Raw genomic sequence first — 19,932 nt, 5'->3', positions numbered from 1 at the left:
CATGCTCAGACAAGGGGCTAAGGCGCGATGATGATGCAACCAGGCTTCATCGCGCTTTAGCGCGGCGCTTGAGATGACCAGAGTTGCCAGCATCGGCGAATGCATGATCGAGCTGCGCCAGGCCCCTGGCGGCCAGCTCGGCGGGTTGTATTCGCGCTCCTTTGGCGGCGACACGCTCAACACCGCGGTCTATCTGTCCCGGCTCGGCGTCCACGTCGATTACTTCACGGCGCTCGGCGATGATGCGCTGAGCGATGAGATGATCGCGGGCTGGGCGAGCGAAGGCATCGGCACCAAGCATGTCGCGCGATCGGCGGGCAAGCTGCCCGGCCTCTATCTGATCCAGACCGACGACAAGGGCGAGCGGCGCTTCTTCCATTGGCGTGACAGCGCCGCGGCCCGCGCCCTGATGGATCTGCCCGAAACGGAAGACATCCTGAACTCGCTCGCGACCTATGACGTCGTCTATCTCTCGGCGATCACGCTCTCGATCCTGCGCGAGGATGGGCGGGAGCGATTGCTGGCGGCGCTGAAGCGTGCGCGGCTGCTGGGGACGCGGTTTGCGTTCGACACCAATTTCCGCGCCCGCGGCTGGCCGGACCTGAACGTCGCGCGGAAGGTCTTCAGCAGCGCGTTCGAGACGGCCGATATCGTGCTTGCCTCGACCGAGGATCTGGCGCCGCTTTATCCCGGCGAGAGCAACACGGCGCTGCTGGCGGGCATCTCAAGCCCCGAGGTGGTGCTGAAGCTCGCCGAGCCGGCCTGCATCGTGCGCTCGGCCGGCGGAACGCGCGAGGTGAAGGCGGAGCAGCTCACCAAGCCGGTGGTCGATACCACCGCGGCCGGCGACAGCTTTGCCGCAGCCTATCTCGCCGCGCGGCTCGGCGGCGCCGAGCCCGAGGAGGCCGCGCGCGCCGGCCATCGGCTGGCCGGTGTTGTGGTGTGCTATCCCGGCGCGATCATTCCGCGCTACGCCATGCCGCCGAAAAAGGCGCTTCGTCTCCCATCATCCCGCAAGGCCTCGCAATGACAACGACATCGAAGCAGGACCAGATCGCCGAGCTGATCCGCCAGGCCACCGTGATCCCGGTGCTGACCATCGAGCGGCTCGAGGACGCGGTGCCGCTTGCGAAGGCGCTGGTCGCCGGCGGCGTGCGGACGCTCGAGGTGACGCTGCGGACGGCGGTCGCGGTCGATGCGGCCAGGGCCATCATCGCCGGTGTGCCGGAGGCGATCGTCGGGATCGGCACGATCCTCAGTGGTGACGACCTGGCGCGCGCCGAGGCGCTGGGCGCCAAATTCGGCATCAGCCCGGGTGCGACGCCCGAGCTGTTGACGGCGGCAGCCGCCAGCCGGCTGCCCTTCGCGCCGGGGATCGCGACCGCCTCCGAGCTGATGCAGGCGCTGGCCCACGGCTTCGACGTCGTCAAATTCTTCCCGGCCGAGCAGGCGGGCGGTATCAAGGCACTGCGGGCTCTGGCCGGGCCATTTCCGCAGGTCAGGGTGTGCCCGACCGGCGGGGTCGGTGAGGCCAATGCGGCGATCTGGCTGGCCGAGCCGAATGTGCTGGCGGTCGGCGGTTCCTGGCTGTGCCCGGCGGCCGATATCCGCGCCGGCAATTGGGCCGGCATAACCGCCATGTGCGCGACGGCGATGAAAACGCTGAAAGCCGGCTAGAACTCCGTTCCGATAGAAACGGGGTTCTAGATTCTGGTTTTGACGCGTTTTCTTCACGCGAACCGGTGTCCACTTCGCTCGAAAACGCTCTCGAGATACGCTACATAACTCTCCGAACAGGAACAGGGAGATACAGCCATGACCGCCAGCATCGTGGGTTGGGCGCACACGCCATTCGGAAAGTTCGACGCGGAGACCGTCGAGGGTCTCGTGGTCAAGGTCGCCAACGAGGCGCTGGCTGACGCCGGCATCGCCGCGTCCGATGTCGACGAGATCATGCTCGGCCATTTCAACGCCGGCTTCTCGCCGCAGGATTTTACTGCCTCGCTGGTGCTGCAGGCCAATCCGGCGCTGCGCTTCAAGCCGACCACCCGCGTCGAGAATGCCTGCGCCACGGGCTCGGCCGCCGTGCATCAGGGCATCCGCGCCATCGAAGCCGGCGCCGCGAAGATCGTGCTGGTGGTCGGCGTCGAGCAGATGACGAAGACGCCGGGCCCGGAGATCGGCAAGAACCTGCTCAAGGCGTCGTATCTGCCCGAGGACGGCGACACGGTCGGCGGCTTTGCCGGCGTGTTCGGCAAGATCGCGCAGGCCTATTTCCAGAAATACGGCGACCAGTCGGATGCGCTGGCGATGATCGCCGCCAAGAACCATAAGAACGGCGTCGCCAATCCCTATGCGCAGATGCGCAAGGATTTCGGCTTCGAGTTCTGCCGCGCCGAGAGCGACAAGAACCCGTTCGTCGCCGGTCCCTTGAAGCGCACCGACTGCTCGCTGGTGTCGGACGGCGCCGCCGCGCTGGTGCTGACCGATGCCGAGACCGCCAAGACCATGGGCAAGGCGGTGAACATCCGCGCCACCGCGCATGCGCAGGATTTCCTGCCGATGTCCAAGCGCGACATCCTGCAGTTCGAAGGCTGCACCACCGCCTGGCAGCGCGCGCTGCAGAAGGCCGGCCTGCAGCTCTCCGATCTGTCCTTCGTCGAGACCCATGACTGCTTCACCGTCGCCGAGCTGATCGAATATGAGGCGATGGGCCTGACGCCGAAGGGACAGGGCGCGCGCGCGATCATGGAAGGCTGGACCCAGAAGGACGGCAAGCTGCCGGTCAATCCGTCCGGCGGCCTCAAGGCCAAGGGCCACCCGATCGGCGCCACCGGCGTCTCCATGCATGTGATGAGCGCGATGCAGCTCACGGGGCAAGCGCCCGAGGGCATGCAGCTCAAGAACCCGCAGATCGGCGGCATCTTCAACATGGGCGGCGCCGCGGTCGCCAACTACGTCTCGATCCTCGAGCCGGCGAAGTAGCTTGAACATTGCCGAATGGCTGGCGGCGACGGCACGGGCGCGTCCCGACGCGCCGGCGCTGCTGACCGGCTTCGATCTCGACGCCGACTACGCCACCTTTGCCCGCCGCGCCGCCTCGATCGGGGCGGCGTTGGCGCGTGATCACGGCATTGCCGCCGGCGACCGCATCGCGCTGTTTGCGTCGAACTGCACGCAATATCTCGAATGCCTCTACGGCATCTGGTGGATCGGCGCCGTCGCGATCCCGATCAACGCCAAGCTGCACGGCCGTGAGGCGGCGTGGATCTGCGGCAATGGCGGCGCCAAGCTCGCCTTCGTCTCCGATGACACGATCGGTGCGTTGAACGAGGCGAAGGACGACCGCCCCGCCGGCATGACCACGCTGTCGGTCGACAGCGACGCTTACAAGACCATGCGAAGCGGCGAGGGCGCGCCTGCGCCGCTGCCGCGCGAAAGCAACGATCTCGCCTGGCTGTTCTACACGTCAGGCACCACCGGCCGTCCCAAGGGCGTGATGCTCAGCCACGGCAATCTGGTCGCGATGTCGCTGTGCTATCTCGCCGACGTCGATCCGGCGACGCCGCACGATGCCTCGCTCTATGCCGCGCCGATCTCGCATGGCGCCGGCCTCTATAATTTCCCGCACGTCCGGATGGGCGGCCGCCACGTCGTGCCGGAGTCCGGCGGCTTCGATCCGGACGAGGTGCTCAACCTCGGCCGCCAACTCGACAATGTCGTGATGTTCGCGGCCCCCACGATGGTGCGCCGCCTGGTCGATGCCGCCAAGAAGCGCGGCGAGAACGGCGAGGGACTGCGCACCATCATCTATGGCGGCGGTCCGATGTACACGGCCGACATCATCGATGCGATGGCGACGATGGGCCAGCGCTTCGTGCAGATCTACGGCCAGGGCGAGTCGCCGATGACCATCACGGCGCTGTCGCGCGGCTGGCACGCCCGGAGCGATCATCCGCGCTATCTCGAACGGCTGGCTTCGGTCGGGCTGGCGCAGAGCGTCGTCACCGTGCGCATCACCGACAAGGACGGCAACCCGCTGCCAGCCGGGGAGACCGGCGAGATCGAGGTCAAGGGCGCGACCGTGATGCTCGGCTACTGGAACAATCCGAAGGCCAATGCCGAGACGCTGAAGGACGGCTGGCTGCGCACCGGCGATGTCGGCCGGCTCGACGCCGACGGTTTCCTCACGCTGTCGGACCGCTCCAAGGACGTGATCATCTCCGGCGGCACCAACATCTATCCGCGCGAGGTCGAGGAAGCCCTGCTGACCCATCCAGATGTCCGCGAGGTCTCGGCCATCGGCGTGCCGGATCCGGAGTGGGGCGAGATCGTCGTCGCCTGCGTCGTGCTGGCGGATAGCGCTACCGCCGACGACGGCAGGCTCGACGCGCATTGCCTTGCCTCGATCGCCCGCTTCAAGCGGCCGAAGCGTTATGTCTATCTCGATGCACTGCCGAAGAACAATTATGGCAAGGTGCTGAAGACCGCGCTGCGGGAGATGCTGGCCAAAGGCATGGGCTAAATCGCGGCGAGGCTGGGTTGAATCGAAAATATCGAAAACAACCCCATGCACAGTAGGGATTGGGGTCACTAGAGCGGTTAAGGGATAGGCCGGGACCTCCCGCCGCGCTAAGCTGCCCGTGCTTGTCACCGGGAGAACGGACCATGGGAATCGAGACGTCTCTGTCGCTGTCGGAAGTGAACGATCGTATCGCGATCCTCCGGGACAATATCAGGCAGCTGATCGAGCAGGCCGCGGGCGCAGCCGGCGCCGAAGTCGAGGAGCGCATCGCCGAGCGGCTCGAGCAGCAGAATGCGGAACTGGAAAGGCTCCTGAAGGCGCGCGAGGTGATGACGGGGCAGTCGCCGGCATAAGGGCGGCGGTGAATACGCTTCGTTTTGCCCACCCCGCGTTCCGCCGCACGGAAGCGGCCCGGCCGCCGCCATGCATACGCCCATACGCCCGGCGCAGCTTGATCTCTTTGAAAAGCTCCCGTTACTAGCTCCATAACCACGACATCCGGGAGCGAACAGGACGATGGGACCACTGCAGGGTATCAAGGTCGTCGACATGACGACCGTGCTGATGGGACCCTACGCCACGCAGATGCTTGGCGATTACGGCGCCGACGTCATCAAGGTGGAATCGCCCGATGGCGACGTGACGCGGCAGATCGGTCCGACGCGGCATCCCGGCATGGGACCGGTGTTCCTCAACACCAACCGCAGCAAGCGCTCGGTCTGCCTCGATCTGAAGAAGCCGGCGGGGCGCGAGGCGGTGCTGCGGCTGATCGCGAAGGCCGACGTGCTGGTCTACAATGTGCGCCCGCAGGCGATGGCGCGGCTGCAGCTCGGCTATGACGTCGTTTCCGAGGTCAACCCGCGGCTGATCTATGCCGGCGTGTTCGGCTTCGGCCAGGAGGGACCTTATGCCGCCAAGCCTGCCTATGACGACCTGATCCAGGGCGCGACCGCGCTGCCGGCGCTGATGGCGCAAACCTCCGACGGCGTGCCGCGCTATGTGCCGAACGCGCTGGTCGATCGCATCGTCGGCCTCACCGCGGTCGGCGCGATCTGCGCGAGCCTCGTGCATCGCGACCGCACCGGGCAGGGCCAGCGCGTCGACATTCCTATGTTCGAGACCATGGCCGGCTTCGTCATGGGTGACCACATGGGCGGCTTGACCTACGACCCACCGCTCGACAAGGGCGGCTATGCGCGCCATCTGTCGCCGGACCGGCGGCCGTACAAGACGCTCGACGGCTATATCTGCGTGATCGTCTACAACGACAAGCAGTGGGAGAATTTCTTCAAGGCGACCGGCCGCGACGATCTGCGCAGCGATCCGAAATTCGCGACCTTCGCCGGCCGTGCCACCAATATCGATGTCGTCTACGCCGAGCTCGCGCGTATTCTCCAGACCAAGACCACAGCCGAGTGGAACGAAATCCTCGAAAAGGCCGACGTGCCCGTGATGCCGATGCACGATCTCGAGAGCCTGCTCGAGGACCCGCATATGGTCGCGACCGGCGTCTTCCCCGTGGTCGATCACCCGACCGAGGGCCGGATCCGCAGCATGACTCCGTCGGCGCGCTGGTCGGAGACCAGGGTTGAGCCAAGCCGGCTGGCGCCGCGGCTCGGCGAGCACAGTGCGGAGATTTTGCAGGAGGCAGGTTTCTCCACCGAGGAGATCGCGGCGATGGTGCGCGACGGCGCGGCCAAAGCGGTGCAGGCATAGGAGCACGACAGATGGATTTCGCACTCTCCGCCAACCAGGAATCGATCCGCGATGCCGTCGCCAAGATCTGCTCGCGCTTTGACGAGGCCTACTGGCTGAAGAAGGACAAGGAGGGCGGCTATCCGGCCGACTTCCACCGCGCGCTGGCCGATGCCGGCTGGCTCGGCATCTGCATTCCCGAGGAGTATGGCGGCTCCGGGCTCGGCATCACCGATGCCGCGATCATGATGCGCACGATCTCCGAATCCGGCGCCGGCATGTCCGGCGCGTCCGCGGTGCATATGAACGTGTTCGGGCTCAATCCGGTGGTGGTGTTCGGCACCAAGGAACAGTGCCAGCGCATGCTGCCGCCGATCATCGACGGCCGCGACAAGTCCTGCTTCGCGGTGACCGAGCCCAATACCGGCCTCAACACCACGCAGCTCAAGACCCGCGCGGTGCGCCAGGGCGACAAATACATCGTCAACGGCCAGAAGGTGTGGATCTCGACCGCGCAGGTCGCCAACAAGATCCTGCTGCTCGCGCGCACCACGCCGCTGGAGGAGGTGCGCAGCCCGACCCATGGCCTCAGCCTGTTCTACACCGATTTCGACCGCAAGCGCGTCACCGTGCACGAGATCGAGAAGATGGGCCGCAAGCCGGTCGATTCCAACGAGCTGTTCTTCGAGAATTTCGAGATCCCGGTCGAGGACCGCATCGGCGAGGAGGGCCGCGGCTTCGAATACATCCTGCACGGCATGAATCCCGAACGCATCCTGATCGCGGCCGAAGCGGTCGGTCTCGGCCAGATCGCGCTGAAGCGGGCGTCGGAATATGCCAAGGGCCGCATCGTGTTCAACCGGCCGATCGGCATGAACCAGGCGATCCAGCACCCGCTGGCGAAGTGCTGGATGGAGCTGGAGGCTGCCTGGCTGATGGTGTTGCGCGCCGGCTGGCAGTATGACCAGAACCTGCCCTGCGGCCCCGCGGCGAACTCCGCAAAGTATCTCGCGGCGGAAGCCGGCTTCCATGCCTGCGAGCAGGCGGTGATGACCCATGGCGGTTTCGGCTACGCCAAGGAGTATCACGTCGAGCGTTACTTGCGGGAATCGCTGATTCCGCGCATCGCGCCGATCAGTCCGCAGCTGATCCTCAGCTTCATCGGCGAGAAGGTGCTCGGCCTTCCGAAGTCGTATTGATGAGAATGGGCTCGCGTAGAGACGCCGTTGTGTTTTCCCTCCCCCTGAAAGGGGGGGGCAGGGTGGGGGTCAGCCACAGGCGAGAGCGGGTGGTGTGGAGACAGATCCCCACCCGGCTTGCTTGCGCAAGCCGACCTCCCCTTTGGAAGGGGGGGTGAACAGATGAGCTTTGTCACAGGCGTCGGCCTCACGTCCTACGGCAAGCATGAGGGCTTGTCCTCGCTCGACCTGATGAGCAAGGCGGCCGAGCTTGCGATCTCGGATGCCGGGCTGAAGCGCTCCGACATTGACGGCATCCTGTGCGGCTACTCCACAGTCTCGCCGCACATCATGCTGGCCACTGTATTCGCCGAGCACTTCGGCATTCGCCCGTCTTACGCGCACGCCGTGCAGGTCGGCGGCGCCACCGGGCTTGCGATGACCATGCTGGCGCATCACCTTGTCGACGCCGGCGTCGCAAAGCACGTGCTGGTGGTCGGCGGCGAGAACCGGCTGACCGGGCAGAGCCGCGACGCCTCGATCCAGGCGCTGGCCCAGGTCGGGCATCCCGACTACGAGGTGACGCTGGGGCCGACGATCCCGGCCTATTACGGCCTGGTCGCGACGCGCTACATGCATGAATACGGCCTCACGCAGGAAGACCTCGCCGAGTTCGCGGTGCTGATGCGCAAGCACGCGCTGACGCATCCCGGCGCGCAATTCCACGAGCCGATCACGGTTGCCGACGTGATGGCCTCCAAGCCCGTGGCGATGCCGCTCAAATTGCTCGACTGCTGCCCGGTGTCGGACGGCGGCGCGGCCTGCGTGATCAGCCGCGAGCCGACCGGCGAGCGGCGGGTCCGCGTCCGCGGCTGTGCGCAGGCGCATACCCATCAGCATATCACCGCCGCGCCCGCGCTCACCGAGCTCGGCGCCGAGATTTCGATCGCGAAGGCGAAAGACGTGTCGGGCATCGCGATCTCGGACGTGCGCTACGCCGCGGTCTATGACAGCTTCACGATCACGCTCGCGATGCTGCTGGAGGATCTCGGCCTTGCCGGACGCGGCGAGGCGGCGGCGCGGGTGCGCGCCGGCTATTTCAATCAGGATGGCGAAATGCCGCTCAACACCCATGGCGGCCTGCTCAGCTACGGCCATTGCGGCGTCGGCGGTGCGATGGCGCATCTGGTCGAAACCCATCTGCAGATGACCGGCCGCGCCGAAAATCGTCAGGTGCGCGACGCCTCGGTCGCGCTGCTGCACGGCGACGGCGGGGTGCTGTCGTCGCATGTCAGCATGTTCCTGGAGCGCGTGCGATGAGCGGACCGATCGCGGACTGGACCAAGGGCGCGGAAGCCATCGTCTACCAGACCTGCAACGCCTGCGGCGCGCGGCAATATTTCCGCCGCAGCTTTTGCGCGGCCTGCGGTTCGCCCGATCTTGCCGAGCATCGCGCGAGCGGGGCAGGGACGGTGTATGCGACCTCGCTGGTCTGCCGCGCCGCGACGCCGGAGACGCGGGCGCATGTGCCGTACAACATCGTGCTTGTCGATGCCGACGAGGGCTTTCGCATGATGGCCCATGGCGACAACGACCTCGCCATCGGCGACAAGGTCGCGGCGCGCTTCACGCAATTCGCGGGACGGCTGGTTCCTTATTTCGCAAAGGCGAAATGAGGGGCTGAACGATCCAGTCAGAACGCAAGACCAAGCTGAACTGGTTCGCTCTTGCCCCTCATAGTTCGCGGATAACCTGTTTGGGCATGATCTTTCGGAAAACCGGTACACACTTTTCCGGATCATGCCTCAGTGCCAATAAAAGATGAAGCTGGCGATGACGAGCATCGCCGTCACCGCCAGCATTTGCGCAAGCGCTTCCGAGGCCGCCCTCTTGGTGGCTTCCTTCATGCGTTTCCCCTAGACTTGGGCGTGACTCATCGTTGCGCGAATTGCGCGCAAGACGGCCAGATTTTTTACTCGGAACACCCCGCGTCGAGCATTCGCTTTTGACGAGTCCCCACTCAGCGAATATCGACTGTGACAAGGTTGTCTGGGAATGCGGCGGCAATTTGACTCGCGCGTGTTGCTCCTGCGACAGCAGCCCGTACAGAGCGTTTTCGAGCGAAGTGGATACCGGTTCGCGTGGAGAAAACGCGTCAAAACAAGGATCTAGAGCCCCGTTCCGATTTCATCGGAACGGAAAAGGCTCTAGTGTTTCGGAACCCGACAGAAACGACAGCAAGATCAAGGTTAGGAAATGGCCCGTATCGACTACTCCGATCCCGCGAAGGCAAGCCCGCGTACCCGCGAGATCCTCGACAAGAACCGCAACGCCAACATCTTTCGCATGATGGCGCATTCGCCAAGCTACTTTGAACAGTACTGCCGGCTCGGCGGCGCGATCCGCCACAAGGGCGAGCTCGATCCCGTCGTCCGCGAGCTTGCGATCACGCGCACCGGCATTCTCTGCGAGGCGCCCTACGAGATCGTCGCGCACAAGCGCATCGGCAAGAACGTCGGCGTCACCGACGAGCAGAACGCCGCGCTCGAGGACTGGCAGTCCGCGACCTGCTTCAACGAGGTGCAGCGCGCGGCGCTCGCCTTCACCGACGAGATCGTCAAGCTGAAGAAGCCGACCGACGCGGCCTTCAAGACGATCGCGGCGAAGCTGACGCCGGCCGCGCTGATCGAGCTGCAGCTCTCGGTCGGATTCTACATCATGACGTCGAAATTTCTCGAGACGTTCGAGATCGACATGCAGCCGGTGACGGAAGTGGTGAGCTAGGCGCGAGCACTCGAGCCTGTCTCCACTTGCATTGTTGCCAGCTTTGCTGGACTAGGGCTTACCATACGTCATGGCCGGGCTTGACCCGGCCATCCACGTCTTTCGTCAATGGGAGACCAAGACGTGGATGCCCGGGTCAAGCCCGGGCATGACGGGTTGCGAGAGCGAGACGAGCTTACAACCTCCGACGACAAGACCTATCCCGACGTCAGCAGATCGACCTTGGCATTCGCGAGGATCAGCCGTTCGGCGAGGATTTGCGCGAGGTTGCGCATGATCCGCTCGCCGGCGCGCGGATGCTGCTCGCGGAAGCGCTCGAAATCCTCGATCGTCACTTCGTAGGTGGTCGCCGACATGTCGGCGACCACGTCCGCGATCCGCTTCGGCTCCAACAACGCCATCTCGCCGAACGCCATGCCGGCGGTCAGCGTCGCGAGCCGGATGCCGTCGGGCAGGGTGACGTGGACCACGCCACTGCGCAGGAAGTACAGTGAGGTCGCCTGGCTGCCCGCGGCGATGATCTTCTCATTGGGCTGGTAGGTCCTGATCGTGCAGAGCGGGGTGAGGTCGGCGATCTCCTGTTCGCTCAATCCGGCGAGCAGCGGCTGCTCGGAAAGATCTGTCGTCTCGAGGAAGTCGATCGAGCCGCCATAGCGGTAGACGATCTGGTCCTCGGCCCACTCGATCGCGGTGTCGAGCAGGTAGAAATCCCTGATATTGCCGAGCCGCCTGGTCCATTCGCTGATCGTGGCCCATTCGCGCGAGGTCCGCTTGATGCCGGAGAGGATCACGGTGACGCCGAGCTCGGCCAATTCCTGGAAGGCCTCGGCCACCAGCCTCGCGCCCGCACGGGTCGTCGCGGTGACGCGGCGCAAATCGAAAATCACGAATTCCGGCCGCGGGCTGCCGGCGAGGCGGCGCGAGACATAGTCGACATTGGAGAGCGACAGGGTGCCGACCAGCTCGATCACGCGCACCTCCTGGAAGTGCCTTGCCAGGATCTCCTGCTCCTGCGGCCGGCGCACCCGCCGCGACGGGTTCTTGCCGATATTGTAGTCGGCGATGATGCTGTGGCGCGCGTCGTCGCTGCGGTTCAGCATATGCAGGTCGTAATGCGCCGACAGCGTCTCGCACACCTTGATGCCGCGCACGCTGTTGCCGTGCTTGTCGAGTTTTGGCGAATAGCTGCCGAGCCCGAGCCGCGCCGGCAGCGCCGCCAGAATGCCGCCGCCGACGCCGCTCTTGGCGGGGATGCCGACGCGGTAGATCCATTCGCCGGCGTAGTCGTACATGCCCGACGAGGTCATCACCGACAGCGTGCGCGCGATGGCGTAGGGCGTCACCACCTGCTCCTCGGTCAGCGGGTTGATGCCGCGATTGGCGAGCGTCGCCGCCATCACGGCGGTGTCGCGCGCGGTGACCAGGATGGAGCATTGCCGGAAATAGACGTCGAGCACCGCAGGCACGTTCTCGGTGATCACGCTGTTGGTGCGCAGGAGATAACCGATCGCCCGGTTGCGGTCGCCGGTGGCGCTCTCGGAGGCGTAGACCGCCTCGTCGACATCGAGCTCACGGCCGGCGAAGCGGCCGAGCGCATGGCGGATATAGTCGAACGCGCCGTCGCCCTTGTCGGCGTGGAGCAGGCCGGAGCAGGCGATCGCGCCGGCATTGACCATCGCATTGAAGGGATGGTTGTCGGCATTGAGCCGGATCGAATTGAAGGGGTCGCCGGACGGCTCGACGCCGATTACGCTTTCCACCCGTTCGGCACCCAGCGTGTCCAGCGCCAGCGCGAACACGAACGGCTTCGACATCGACTGGATGGTGAACGGCACCCTGGTGTCGCCGACCTCGTAGACGTGGCCGTCGAGCGTCGCCAGGCTGATGCCAAAATGCGCAGGGTCGGCCTTGCCGAGCTCGGGGATGTAGTCGGCAACCGCGCCGGCCGCCTCCGGCAGGAAGTCTGCGTAACACGTGTGCAGAAACCGCAGCAGCGGCGGCTTCGAGCTGGACCAGGCCGTGGTGGTGGCGGTGACGGGAGGAGGCGATCGTTTCATCGCCTCCTGTTGTGCAACGCAATCAGGGCGCGCGCAACTGGTTCGGAACCAGCGCCTGGCGGCGGACCAGCAGCAAGGCGATCAGCACCGTCGGGGCGAGGATCGCGAGCCCGAGCAGCGACACCTGCAGCTGCGACAGCGGGTTGATGCCGCCGCCGGGCGTCGCGAGCACGAAGCCGCCGATCACCAGCAGCACCCGGAGCGGCCATTCCAGGGCACCGGCGCCGCGGAGGTCGCCGACGAAGGCCTGGTAGCCCTGGATGCCGCCGCAAATGAACAGGGTGCCGCACGCCGCGAGCGCCATCAGGCCGAGGCCGGCGAGATAGGGGCTCGGCCCCTGCATCACCAGCGCCGGGTTCAGCACGAAGAAGAACGGGATGAAATAGATGATGCTGCCGACCCACATCGATTCCCACCCGGTCTTCATCGCGGGCGAGCCGGCAATGCCGGCGGCGGCGAAGGAGGCGATCGCGACCGGCGGCGTGATCGACGACAGCATGCCCCAATAGAAGATGAACATGTGCACCGCCATCCGGTTGAGCCCGAGCTTCTCCAGCGCGGGCGCGACCAGGATGGCGAGGAAGATGTAGCAGGCGGTGGTGGTCAGCCCGAGGCCGAGGATCAGGCTGGTGAAGGCGCACATCGCGAGCAGCAGGAACGCGTTGTCGCCGGCAAGCGTCAACAGATCGTTGGCAAGGCTCGAGACCACGCCGGTCATCGAGAACGCCCCGATCAGGAGACCGCAACCGGCGAGGATGCCGACCAGTTCGACGAAGGTGCGGCCGTTGACCTCGAGGAATTTTCCGATCGTCGCGAGCGTCCAGCGGGTCTCCTTGGAGAAGATCTGGTTGAGCACCAGCAGCAGCGCGGTGGCGTAGAACGGCGCGTGGCTTTCGCGCTTGAAATACAGCAGCATCACGATCAATAGCGCGATCACGAAGACGTAGTACCAGCCGTTCTTGATCGTATCCATCACCCGCGGCAGCTCGGCCCGCGGAATTCCCTTCAGCCCGTGGCGCGCGGCGTAGGAATCCACCTGCATGAACAGGCCGACATAGTAGAGCGCCGCAGGGATGATCGCGGCCACCGCGACCTCCGCGTAGCTGATATTGAGGAACTGCGCGATTACGAACGCCGTGGCGCCCATGACCGGCGGCGCCAGCACGGCGCCGGTGGAGGCGCAGGCCTCGATCGCGCCGGCATAGGAGGCGCGGAAGCCGCTCTTCTTCATGACCGGGATCGTCATGGTGCCGGCGGTCAGCACGTTGGAGACGATCGAGCCCGACATCATGCCGAGCAGGCCGGACGCGAAGATGCAGACCTTGGCGGCGCCGCCGCGGAACGTGCCGCACAGCGCGAAGGCGAGGTTGATGAAGAATTTTCCGGCGCCGGTCATCATCAGCGCGGTGCCGAACACCAGAAAGCCGATCACGGTGTCGGCGAAGGCCTGGATCGGAATGCCGAGCAGGCTCTCGCCCGACAGCACGTGATAGGCCGTGGTCTGGTCGAGCGTCAGCTGCGAGCCGCGGAACGGCCCGAGCCAGCTGGCCTCGGCGAACAGCGGATAGACGGTGAAGGGGAGCACGCTGAGCAAGAGGCTCCAGCCGCCGGTCCGGCGCAGCGCCTCCATCAGCATCACCCACATCACGAGGCCGGCGATGATGACGTTCCGCGGGGCGCCGTCGGACTCCCAGCCATATTGCGCCGCCTTGCGCACGTTCAGCATCAGCCAGATCGAGGCGGCGAAGGTCGCGACGGCAAGCGTGAGATCATACCAGGGAATGCGGTTCAGCGGCGCGCGCTCCGATCCGGGGAAGATCAGGAACGTGAAGGGCAGCATCAGCGCGATCAAGAGATAGAAATATTCGGTGTTGAGCTGGGTATAGTCGATGAAGAAGCGCAGCGAGAATTGCTGGTTGATGCAGAGCAGGATGGTTGCGGCGGTTGCGACCACCAGCGCCCAGCGCCACGCGCCGTGCAGGGTGCGCACGCGCGTGACCTCGGCCTCCTGCAGATTGTCGAGACCGGCATGCGGATCTTCAAACTCGATTCTTTTCGCAGGCGCAGCCGCGGCGTTCTCGGGCATTACGCATCCCCCAAATGTTGTCCGTTTTTGCCCATAGCCTAGAGCATGATCCGCAAAAGTCCGAAGCAGTTTTCCGGGAACATCATGCTCAAACGAGCTGAAGCGCGATGACGACTAACCCGATCTCATCGCGCGTTGGCGGGTCTCACTCGAAGCCGTTGGGCATATTGGCTTTCGCAAGTGCGGCCGCGCGTGCCTTCATCCAGCCATCGAGGAAGGCCTTGTCGTCCGACGGCGGGTTCGACTTGCCGTAATCCGTCCAGGCGGCGGCCAGCACCTCCTGGCGCTTGTAAAGCGCGTTGTTGTGCGTCTCCTGATCGTCGCTCCAGTGGCCGGCTTCCTTGAGCGCCTTCACCGCGCCGGGATGCACGGGAACGACCCAGTTCTTGGTCTGCCGGTCGGCGCCGAGCCCGGCGGCGCCGGGCGCCGAATCCTTGTAGGCGTCGTAGTTGACGATCATCGCCTTGGTGATCGCATAGATCTGATCGGCCGGCTGCGCGGCATAGGCGACGAAGATCGGATAGGGGTAATTGCCGAGCTGGATCGGCTTGTCCGGCGAGATGCCGGCGCCGCATGTCGCGGTTTGCGGGAAGAAGAACGAGCCGACCTTTTTCACCCGTGCCCAGCCCTCCTTGTCGTCGGCGGGCAGCGGCGGCCACATCAGGCCGCGCGGCGAGGTCTCAGCTTCCTTGGCGGGGCCGGTGATCGTGGTGCCGAACGCGGCATCGGTGTCATTGTTGATCAGGCCTTTCCACATCGCGCCGTAGCTTGCGAACTCGACGATCTTGACGTCCTTCTGGGTGAGGCCGCCGAACGCCAGCATCGCGAGCGAGTTCTGGTTCAGCGCCGGCGAGCCGACCACGAAGCCGACGCGCTTGCCGCGAAGGTCCTTCATTTCCTTGACGCCGGCATCGGCTGCCACGCCGAGCGCGCCGCAATTGCAGTCGACCGACGACAGCATGAGCTGCAGCGGCTGCGGGCCCCACTCCTTGGCGCCGAACTCGAACACGCCTTCCTGCGCGAAATAGGTACCCGATCCCATCGCCGAGGAGACCGCGCGCTTGGCGCGCAGCGGCGCGAGCCGCGCGACGTCGTTGCCGGCCGGCAGCACGCGGACGTCGGTGCCGTATTTGTCCTTCATCATCTTGCCGACGCCGACCGCGATGTTGAAGCCGGCGGTGCCGGTGTCGTAGGCGGTCACCGCCATGGTCGGCGGCAGCTTGATGTCCTCGGCCGAGGCAGGCAGGGCAGCGAAGATCGAAATGCCGGCAAGAGCGGCAGGCGCGAGCGCCATCAGCCGATGGATCATAATTCCTCCCTTTGTTTCGCTGTGCGAAACTTTTCCGGGCGGGATGATTGCATCGTGATCCGGCGATGGCAACGCTACCTCCGGCGCAAGCCGGCGATTTCGGCCGCGGCATCACCGGACAGATTGTCGCGGCCGGACGGCAAGGACGGGATCTCAGGTCTCGACGATCGCGACCGCCTGGCCTTCGGCAATGACATCGTCGATCTTGACCAAAATCGACTTGATTTTGCCTGCTGCCGTCGACGTGACCGGTATTTCCATCTTCATCGCTTCGACGAACGCAATCTCGTCGCCATTGCCGATGCTGCTGCCGGTCTCGACAGGAAGCGCGCAAACGCGCCCGGCAACTTCGGTCACAACCTTGATCTCTGGCATTCCACTCTCCGATACCGTCTTGCGGAAATTTCATCCGGCGAACGGCTTTTTGTTGTGGCGGCAGATTGCCTGAGGTAGCTTCTTCTGCAAGTGGAATTTTATTCCGCAGGACGGAATGGAGCCAAACAGATGGGAAGGCGCTCGGAACGGCTTAGCAGGCAGGGAATGCTCGCCAGCGAGACAGGCGATGGCGATGTCATCCAGGTGGTGTCGCGCGCCTTTGACGTGTTGCGGTGCTTCGAGGGACACGAAGCCCGGCTCGGCAATCTCGAGATCTCGAACCGCTGCGGCCTGCCGCGTTCGACGGTGTCGCGACTGACACACACGCTGACGCGGATGGGACAGCTGGTCTATCTGCCGCGCGACCAGAAATATCGCATCGGCCCGAGCGCGGTCGCGATGAGCACCACGATGATGAAGGGGCTGCAGCTGCGCAATCTGATCCGGCTGCGCCTGCAGGATGTCGCCGATCAGTTGCCCGGCACGGTGGGCTTCGTCATCCCCGATCGCTTTCACCTAGTCTATCTGGAGTTCGCCCGCGCGGCCAACGCGCTCGGCCTGCATGAGGCCACCGGCAGCCGCATCTCGATGGCGACCACCGCGGCCGGCCACGCCTATACGGCCGCACTCGATCCCGCGATCGGCGACGCGCTGATCGCGGAGATGGAAGGCGAGCTGCCCGAAAGCGCCAAGATGCTGACGCCGCGCATCGAGGCCAACCGCCGGCATTTGCAGGAGCACGGCTACGTCGTCGCCTGCGGCCTGTGGAGCCCGCACATCAACGGCGTCGCGGTGCCGCTGTGGTCGCCGCAGTATCAGACCTATGTGGTCACCACGATCGGCCTGCTCTCGGCGATGTATGATGAGGCGCGGCTGCATCGCGAGGTCGCGCCGCAAATGGTCGAACTCGCCGCCGCGCTCGGCAGCCTGCTCGAAGGCGCCGACGGCGACATCTTCAGCAATCGGATCGAGCGCAAGACGCTTCCGGTGACCGCCCATAACAACAACAAAATCCTCAAGACGGGAGCAGTGAATGAACTGGAAGCCGGAACTCGACGACCTCGCCCGCCGCGAAGCGTTCGCGCGGGAGATGGGAGGCGTTGACAAGGTCAAGCGGCAACGCGACCAGGGCCGGCTCACGGTTCGTGAGCGTATCGACAAGCTCGTCGACCAGAACAGCTTCCACGAGGTCGGTGCCATCTCCGGCATCGCCGAATATGACGAGAGCAACGAACTCAAGCATCTGACGCCGGCGAACTGCGTGTTCGGCCGCGCCAGGGTCGACGGCCGCACCGTGGTCGTGGTCGGCGACGACTTCACCGTGCGCGGCGGCTCGGCGGATGCATCGATTTCCGCCAAGCCGTTGATGGCGGAGGAGATGGCGCACGACTTCCGCCTGCCGATCGTTCGCGTGATCGAGGGCTCCGGCGGCGGCGGCTCGGTGAAGACGATCGAGACCAGGGGCGCGGCCAATCTTCCCGGCGGCGTCGGCGGCACGCGCTGGTACTGGTACACGACCGCCAATTTGGCACGCGTGCCGGTGGTCGGCCTCGGGCTCGGCTCGGTCGCGGGCCTTGGTGCCGCGCGGCTTGCCGCCACGCATTACTCTGTCATGACCAAGAGCTCCGCGATGTTCGTCGCCGGCCCGCCGGTGGTGAAGCGCCTGGGGCAGGATCTGACCAAGCAGGAGCTCGGCGGCGCCGACATCCAGACTCGCGCCGGCGCGATCGATCAGGCCGTCGAGACCGAAGAGGAGGCGTTCGATTACGCGCGGCGCTTCCTGTCCTATCTGCCGTCGTCGGTCTACGACCTGCCGCCGACCGTTCCCTGCACCGACGATCCGGAGCGCGCCGAGGAGTCGCTGCTCACCGCCGTGCCGCGCAACCGCCGGCAGGTCTACAAGATGCGGCCGATCATCGATGCCGTCGTCGACAAGGGCTCGTTCTTCGAGGTCGGCACCAATTTCGGCCGCCCGATCATCACCGGATTGGCGCGGATCGAGGGCAGGGCGGTGCTGCTGCTCGCCAGCGATCCCTTCCACTATGGCGGGTCGTGGACCGCGGACGCCTGCCAGAAGGTGGTGCGCTGGGTCGACTTCGCCGAGACCTTCCATCTGCCGGTGGTCTATCTGATGGACTGCCCCGGCTTCATGATCGGGCTCGAGGCGGAGAAGACGGCGACCATCCGCCACGGCGTGCGGGCGATGGCGGCGGTCAACCAGAGCACGGTGCCGTGGTGCACCATCATCATCCGCAACGCCTTCGGCGTCGCCGGCGTGGTGCATCAGCCGGCCAACCGCTTCTCGATGCGCTATGCGTGGCCGTCGGCCTATTGGGGCTCGCTGCCGCTCGAGGGCGGCATCGAGGCGGCCTATCGCGCCGAGATCGATGCGGCCGCCGATCCCGCCGCCAAGCTGCGCGAGATCGAGGATCGCCTCAACAAGCTGCGCTCGCCGTTCCGCTCGGCCGAGAAGTTCTGGGTCGAGGAGGTGATCGACCCGCGCAAGACGCGCTCGCTGCTCTGCGAGTTCGCACGCCTCGCCGAACCGATCCGCAAGGCCGGGCCGCCGAGCAACATGTCGACGCGGCCGTAAGGGCTCTCCAGCCGTCATTGCGAGGAGCGTAGCGACGAAGCAATCCACACCTCCGCAAGCGGTGACATGGATTGCTTCGCTTCGCTCGCAATGACGGTGAAGGAGCGACCGCGCCTCTACTCGGCTTCCCGATGCACGTCGTGGATCACGATGCCCATGCCGTTCTCGGGCATCTTGATCCATTCGCGCCGCTTCAGCGAGCGCTTGGTGTCCTCGTGCCCGCTTACCCAGTGCTCGCGCATTGAGGTGCCAGAGAATTCGTGGTCCTTGGCGTCGCCCTCGTAGGCCTTCTGCTGATAGATCAGCTGCAATAGCGTGATGCCGGGCAGCCGGGCGTTTGCCTTCTTGAGCTGGCGCTCCTCGTCCGAGAGCTGATCGTTGGGGATTTTTCCCAGCGCGTTGTGCAGGGCGGTGCGCAGATTGTAGGTCTTGCGGTAGACGTCGGTGTTGTAGCGGGTGCGCGACGAATACATGATGTCCTTGTGCCGGGCCATCACGTCCTGGATGTCGCGGGGCAGCGCGCCGCGCGCCGAGAACAGGTCGACCTGGAACACCAGCGAGTTCATGTTGTCTTCCTGGTCGAGCAGATGCTGCAGCGGCGTGTTGGAGACGATGCCGCCGTCCCAGAAATGATCGGTGCCGACCTTCACCATCGGCAGCGCCGGCGGCAGCGCGCCGCTCGCCATGATGTGCTCGGGAATGATCTCGTCATGGGCATTGTCGAAATAGATGAAGTTGCCGGACAGCACGTTCACCGCGCCGACCGCGAAGCGCATTGTCTTGGAATTGATGCGGTCGAAATCGACCAGCTCGAGCAAGGACTCGCGCAGCGGCGTGGTGTCGTAGTAGCTGGTGGCGGTGCGCGCGCCGGCCAGGCTGAACCACGGATTGGTCTGATGCGGGGTGAAGAAGCCGGGCTGCCCGAGCGTCGTCGTCAGCCATGAGCTGGTGAGATTGCGCGCCTTGCGGAAGACGTCGCCGTCCGGCGTGTAGTGCCAGATCTTGCGGCTGGTGATGCGATCCCAGAATGTGTGCAGCCGCTCCAGCCGCTTTTCGGGCGGATTGCCGGCGATGATCGCCGAGTTGATTGCGCCGATCGAGACGCCGCAGACCCAGTCGGGCTCGATGTTGGATTCATGCAGCGCCTGATAGACGCCGGCCTGATAGGCGCCGAGTGCGCCGCCGCCCTGCAGGACCAGGGCCACACGATCGCAGCCTTCCGGACGCCAGCCCGGCGTCGCGTGATCGATATCGTCGAAATGCGGGGTTCGCGCGTCCATATCAGACACTCCAAAAATTCGCGGCGAGAATTCAGCGCGCCGATGACGCG

Annotated in this window: 17 protein-coding genes; 12 read left to right on the top strand and 5 right to left on the bottom strand. The window is 65.2% G+C overall.

What is annotated here, in order from left to right:
* Positions 1-73: 73 nt before the first annotated feature.
* From QJT82_RS12990 to QJT82_RS12945, 10 genes are all read left to right on the top strand, one after another.
* Positions 74-1,030 carry a sugar kinase gene (locus QJT82_RS12990; RefSeq protein ID WP_028344632.1) on the top strand — a complete coding sequence of 319 codons (957 nt, stop codon included), beginning with the start codon at positions 74-76 and terminating at the stop codon, positions 1,028-1,030.
* Positions 1,027-1,677, top strand: coding sequence for a bifunctional 4-hydroxy-2-oxoglutarate aldolase/2-dehydro-3-deoxy-phosphogluconate aldolase (gene eda / locus QJT82_RS12985; RefSeq protein WP_028344633.1), 651 nt, complete (start codon positions 1,027-1,029; stop codon positions 1,675-1,677). The genes QJT82_RS12990 and eda overlap by 4 nt, the downstream gene beginning before the upstream one ends.
* Positions 1,678-1,815: 138 nt before the next feature.
* Complete coding sequence (locus QJT82_RS12980) at positions 1,816-2,985, top strand: acetyl-CoA acetyltransferase (protein ID WP_028344634.1); 1,170 nt, start codon at positions 1,816-1,818, stop codon at positions 2,983-2,985.
* 1 nt (position 2,986) lies between these two features.
* A complete protein-coding gene (locus QJT82_RS12975) occupies positions 2,987-4,525 on the top strand; it encodes an AMP-binding protein (protein ID WP_028344635.1) in 1,539 nt (512 codons plus the stop codon).
* A 143-nt stretch (positions 4,526-4,668) separates the two neighbouring features.
* On the top strand, positions 4,669-4,878 hold the full coding sequence (locus QJT82_RS12970) for a hypothetical protein (RefSeq protein WP_016847187.1): 210 nt from the start codon (positions 4,669-4,671) through the stop codon (positions 4,876-4,878).
* Positions 4,879-5,041: 163 nt separating this feature from the next.
* The gene (locus tag QJT82_RS12965) at positions 5,042-6,241 is read left to right on the top strand and encodes a CoA transferase (protein WP_028344636.1); all 1,200 of its coding nucleotides are present in this window, start codon (positions 5,042-5,044) and stop codon (positions 6,239-6,241) included.
* Between the two features lie 11 nt (positions 6,242-6,252).
* Positions 6,253-7,419, top strand: a complete 1,167-nt coding sequence (locus QJT82_RS12960; protein WP_028344637.1) for an acyl-CoA dehydrogenase family protein — start codon at positions 6,253-6,255, stop codon at positions 7,417-7,419.
* 162 nt (positions 7,420-7,581) lie between these two features.
* The gene (locus tag QJT82_RS12955; RefSeq protein ID WP_028344638.1) at positions 7,582-8,718 is read left to right on the top strand and encodes a thiolase family protein; all 1,137 of its coding nucleotides are present in this window, start codon (positions 7,582-7,584) and stop codon (positions 8,716-8,718) included.
* Positions 8,715-9,074 (top strand): OB-fold domain-containing protein, encoded by a 360-nt coding sequence (locus QJT82_RS12950; protein ID WP_028344639.1) that lies wholly within the window; start codon positions 8,715-8,717, stop codon positions 9,072-9,074. The genes QJT82_RS12955 and QJT82_RS12950 overlap by 4 nt, the downstream gene beginning before the upstream one ends.
* Before the next feature lie 580 nt (positions 9,075-9,654).
* A complete protein-coding gene (locus QJT82_RS12945) occupies positions 9,655-10,182 on the top strand; it encodes a carboxymuconolactone decarboxylase family protein (protein WP_028344640.1) in 528 nt (175 codons plus the stop codon).
* A gap of 197 nt (positions 10,183-10,379) precedes the next feature.
* Here QJT82_RS12945 and glsA read toward each other — a convergent pair whose 3' ends face one another.
* The 4 genes from glsA to QJT82_RS12925 form a co-directional block, all read right to left on the bottom strand.
* Positions 10,380-12,239: a glutaminase A gene (glsA, locus tag QJT82_RS12940; RefSeq protein ID WP_028344641.1), complete on the bottom strand. Its 1,860-nt coding sequence runs from the start codon at positions 12,237-12,239 to the stop codon at positions 10,380-10,382.
* Positions 12,240-12,261: 22 nt separating this feature from the next.
* On the bottom strand, positions 12,262-14,325 hold the full coding sequence (locus tag QJT82_RS12935) for a TRAP transporter permease (protein ID WP_028344642.1): 2,064 nt from the start codon (positions 14,323-14,325) through the stop codon (positions 12,262-12,264).
* 145 nt (positions 14,326-14,470) lie between these two features.
* Positions 14,471-15,634 carry a TAXI family TRAP transporter solute-binding subunit gene (locus QJT82_RS12930; RefSeq protein WP_028344643.1) on the bottom strand — a complete coding sequence of 388 codons (1,164 nt, stop codon included), beginning with the start codon at positions 15,632-15,634 and terminating at the stop codon, positions 14,471-14,473.
* Between the two features lie 153 nt (positions 15,635-15,787).
* Complete coding sequence (locus QJT82_RS12925; protein WP_016847177.1) at positions 15,788-16,009, bottom strand: acetyl-CoA carboxylase biotin carboxyl carrier protein subunit; 222 nt, start codon at positions 16,007-16,009, stop codon at positions 15,788-15,790.
* 129 nt (positions 16,010-16,138) lie between these two features.
* On the opposite strand from QJT82_RS12925, the gene QJT82_RS12920 reads away from it, so the two are divergent.
* Both QJT82_RS12920 and QJT82_RS12915 read left to right on the top strand, forming a co-directional pair.
* Positions 16,139-17,113 (top strand): IclR family transcriptional regulator, encoded by a 975-nt coding sequence (locus tag QJT82_RS12920; RefSeq protein ID WP_028344644.1) that lies wholly within the window; start codon positions 16,139-16,141, stop codon positions 17,111-17,113.
* Positions 17,043-18,602 (top strand): carboxyl transferase domain-containing protein, encoded by a 1,560-nt coding sequence (locus QJT82_RS12915; RefSeq protein WP_259244076.1) that lies wholly within the window; start codon positions 17,043-17,045, stop codon positions 18,600-18,602. The genes QJT82_RS12920 and QJT82_RS12915 overlap by 71 nt, the downstream gene beginning before the upstream one ends.
* Before the next feature lie 116 nt (positions 18,603-18,718).
* Here the strand turns inward: QJT82_RS12915 and QJT82_RS12910 are convergent, their stop codons facing one another.
* Entirely contained in the window at positions 18,719-19,882 is a 1,164-nt protein-coding gene (locus QJT82_RS12910; protein ID WP_028344646.1) for a patatin-like phospholipase family protein, read from the bottom strand.
* Positions 19,883-19,932: the final 50 nt, after the last annotated feature.

This window comes from Bradyrhizobium sp. Mp19, assembly GCF_029952935.1.
Taxonomy (GTDB): Bacteria; Pseudomonadota; Alphaproteobacteria; order Rhizobiales; family Xanthobacteraceae; genus Bradyrhizobium; species Bradyrhizobium elkanii.
This window is presented reverse-complemented; position numbering and strand designations above follow the sequence as displayed.

Coding starts and splice junctions, on each gene's coding strand:
- QJT82_RS12990 (WP_028344632.1), top strand. CDS start 74: ATGACCAGAGTTGCCAGCATCGGCGAATGCATGATCGAGCTGCGCCAG.
- eda (WP_028344633.1), top strand. CDS start 1,027: ATGACAACGACATCGAAGCAGGACCAGATCGCCGAGCTGATCCGCCAG.
- QJT82_RS12980 (WP_028344634.1), top strand. CDS start 1,816: ATGACCGCCAGCATCGTGGGTTGGGCGCACACGCCATTCGGAAAGTTC.
- QJT82_RS12970 (WP_016847187.1), top strand. CDS start 4,669: ATGGGAATCGAGACGTCTCTGTCGCTGTCGGAAGTGAACGATCGTATC.
- QJT82_RS12965 (WP_028344636.1), top strand. CDS start 5,042: ATGGGACCACTGCAGGGTATCAAGGTCGTCGACATGACGACCGTGCTG.
- QJT82_RS12960 (WP_028344637.1), top strand. CDS start 6,253: ATGGATTTCGCACTCTCCGCCAACCAGGAATCGATCCGCGATGCCGTC.
- QJT82_RS12955 (WP_028344638.1), top strand. CDS start 7,582: ATGAGCTTTGTCACAGGCGTCGGCCTCACGTCCTACGGCAAGCATGAG.
- QJT82_RS12950 (WP_028344639.1), top strand. CDS start 8,715: ATGAGCGGACCGATCGCGGACTGGACCAAGGGCGCGGAAGCCATCGTC.
- QJT82_RS12945 (WP_028344640.1), top strand. CDS start 9,655: ATGGCCCGTATCGACTACTCCGATCCCGCGAAGGCAAGCCCGCGTACC.
- glsA (WP_028344641.1), bottom strand. CDS start 12,239: ATGAAACGATCGCCTCCTCCCGTCACCGCCACCACCACGGCCTGGTCC.
- QJT82_RS12935 (WP_028344642.1), bottom strand. CDS start 14,325: ATGCCCGAGAACGCCGCGGCTGCGCCTGCGAAAAGAATCGAGTTTGAA.
- QJT82_RS12930 (WP_028344643.1), bottom strand. CDS start 15,634: ATGATCCATCGGCTGATGGCGCTCGCGCCTGCCGCTCTTGCCGGCATT.
- QJT82_RS12925 (WP_016847177.1), bottom strand. CDS start 16,009: ATGCCAGAGATCAAGGTTGTGACCGAAGTTGCCGGGCGCGTTTGCGCG.
- QJT82_RS12920 (WP_028344644.1), top strand. CDS start 16,139: ATGGGAAGGCGCTCGGAACGGCTTAGCAGGCAGGGAATGCTCGCCAGC.
- QJT82_RS12915 (WP_259244076.1), top strand. CDS start 17,043: ATGAACTGGAAGCCGGAACTCGACGACCTCGCCCGCCGCGAAGCGTTC.
- QJT82_RS12910 (WP_028344646.1), bottom strand. CDS start 19,882: ATGGACGCGCGAACCCCGCATTTCGACGATATCGATCACGCGACGCCG.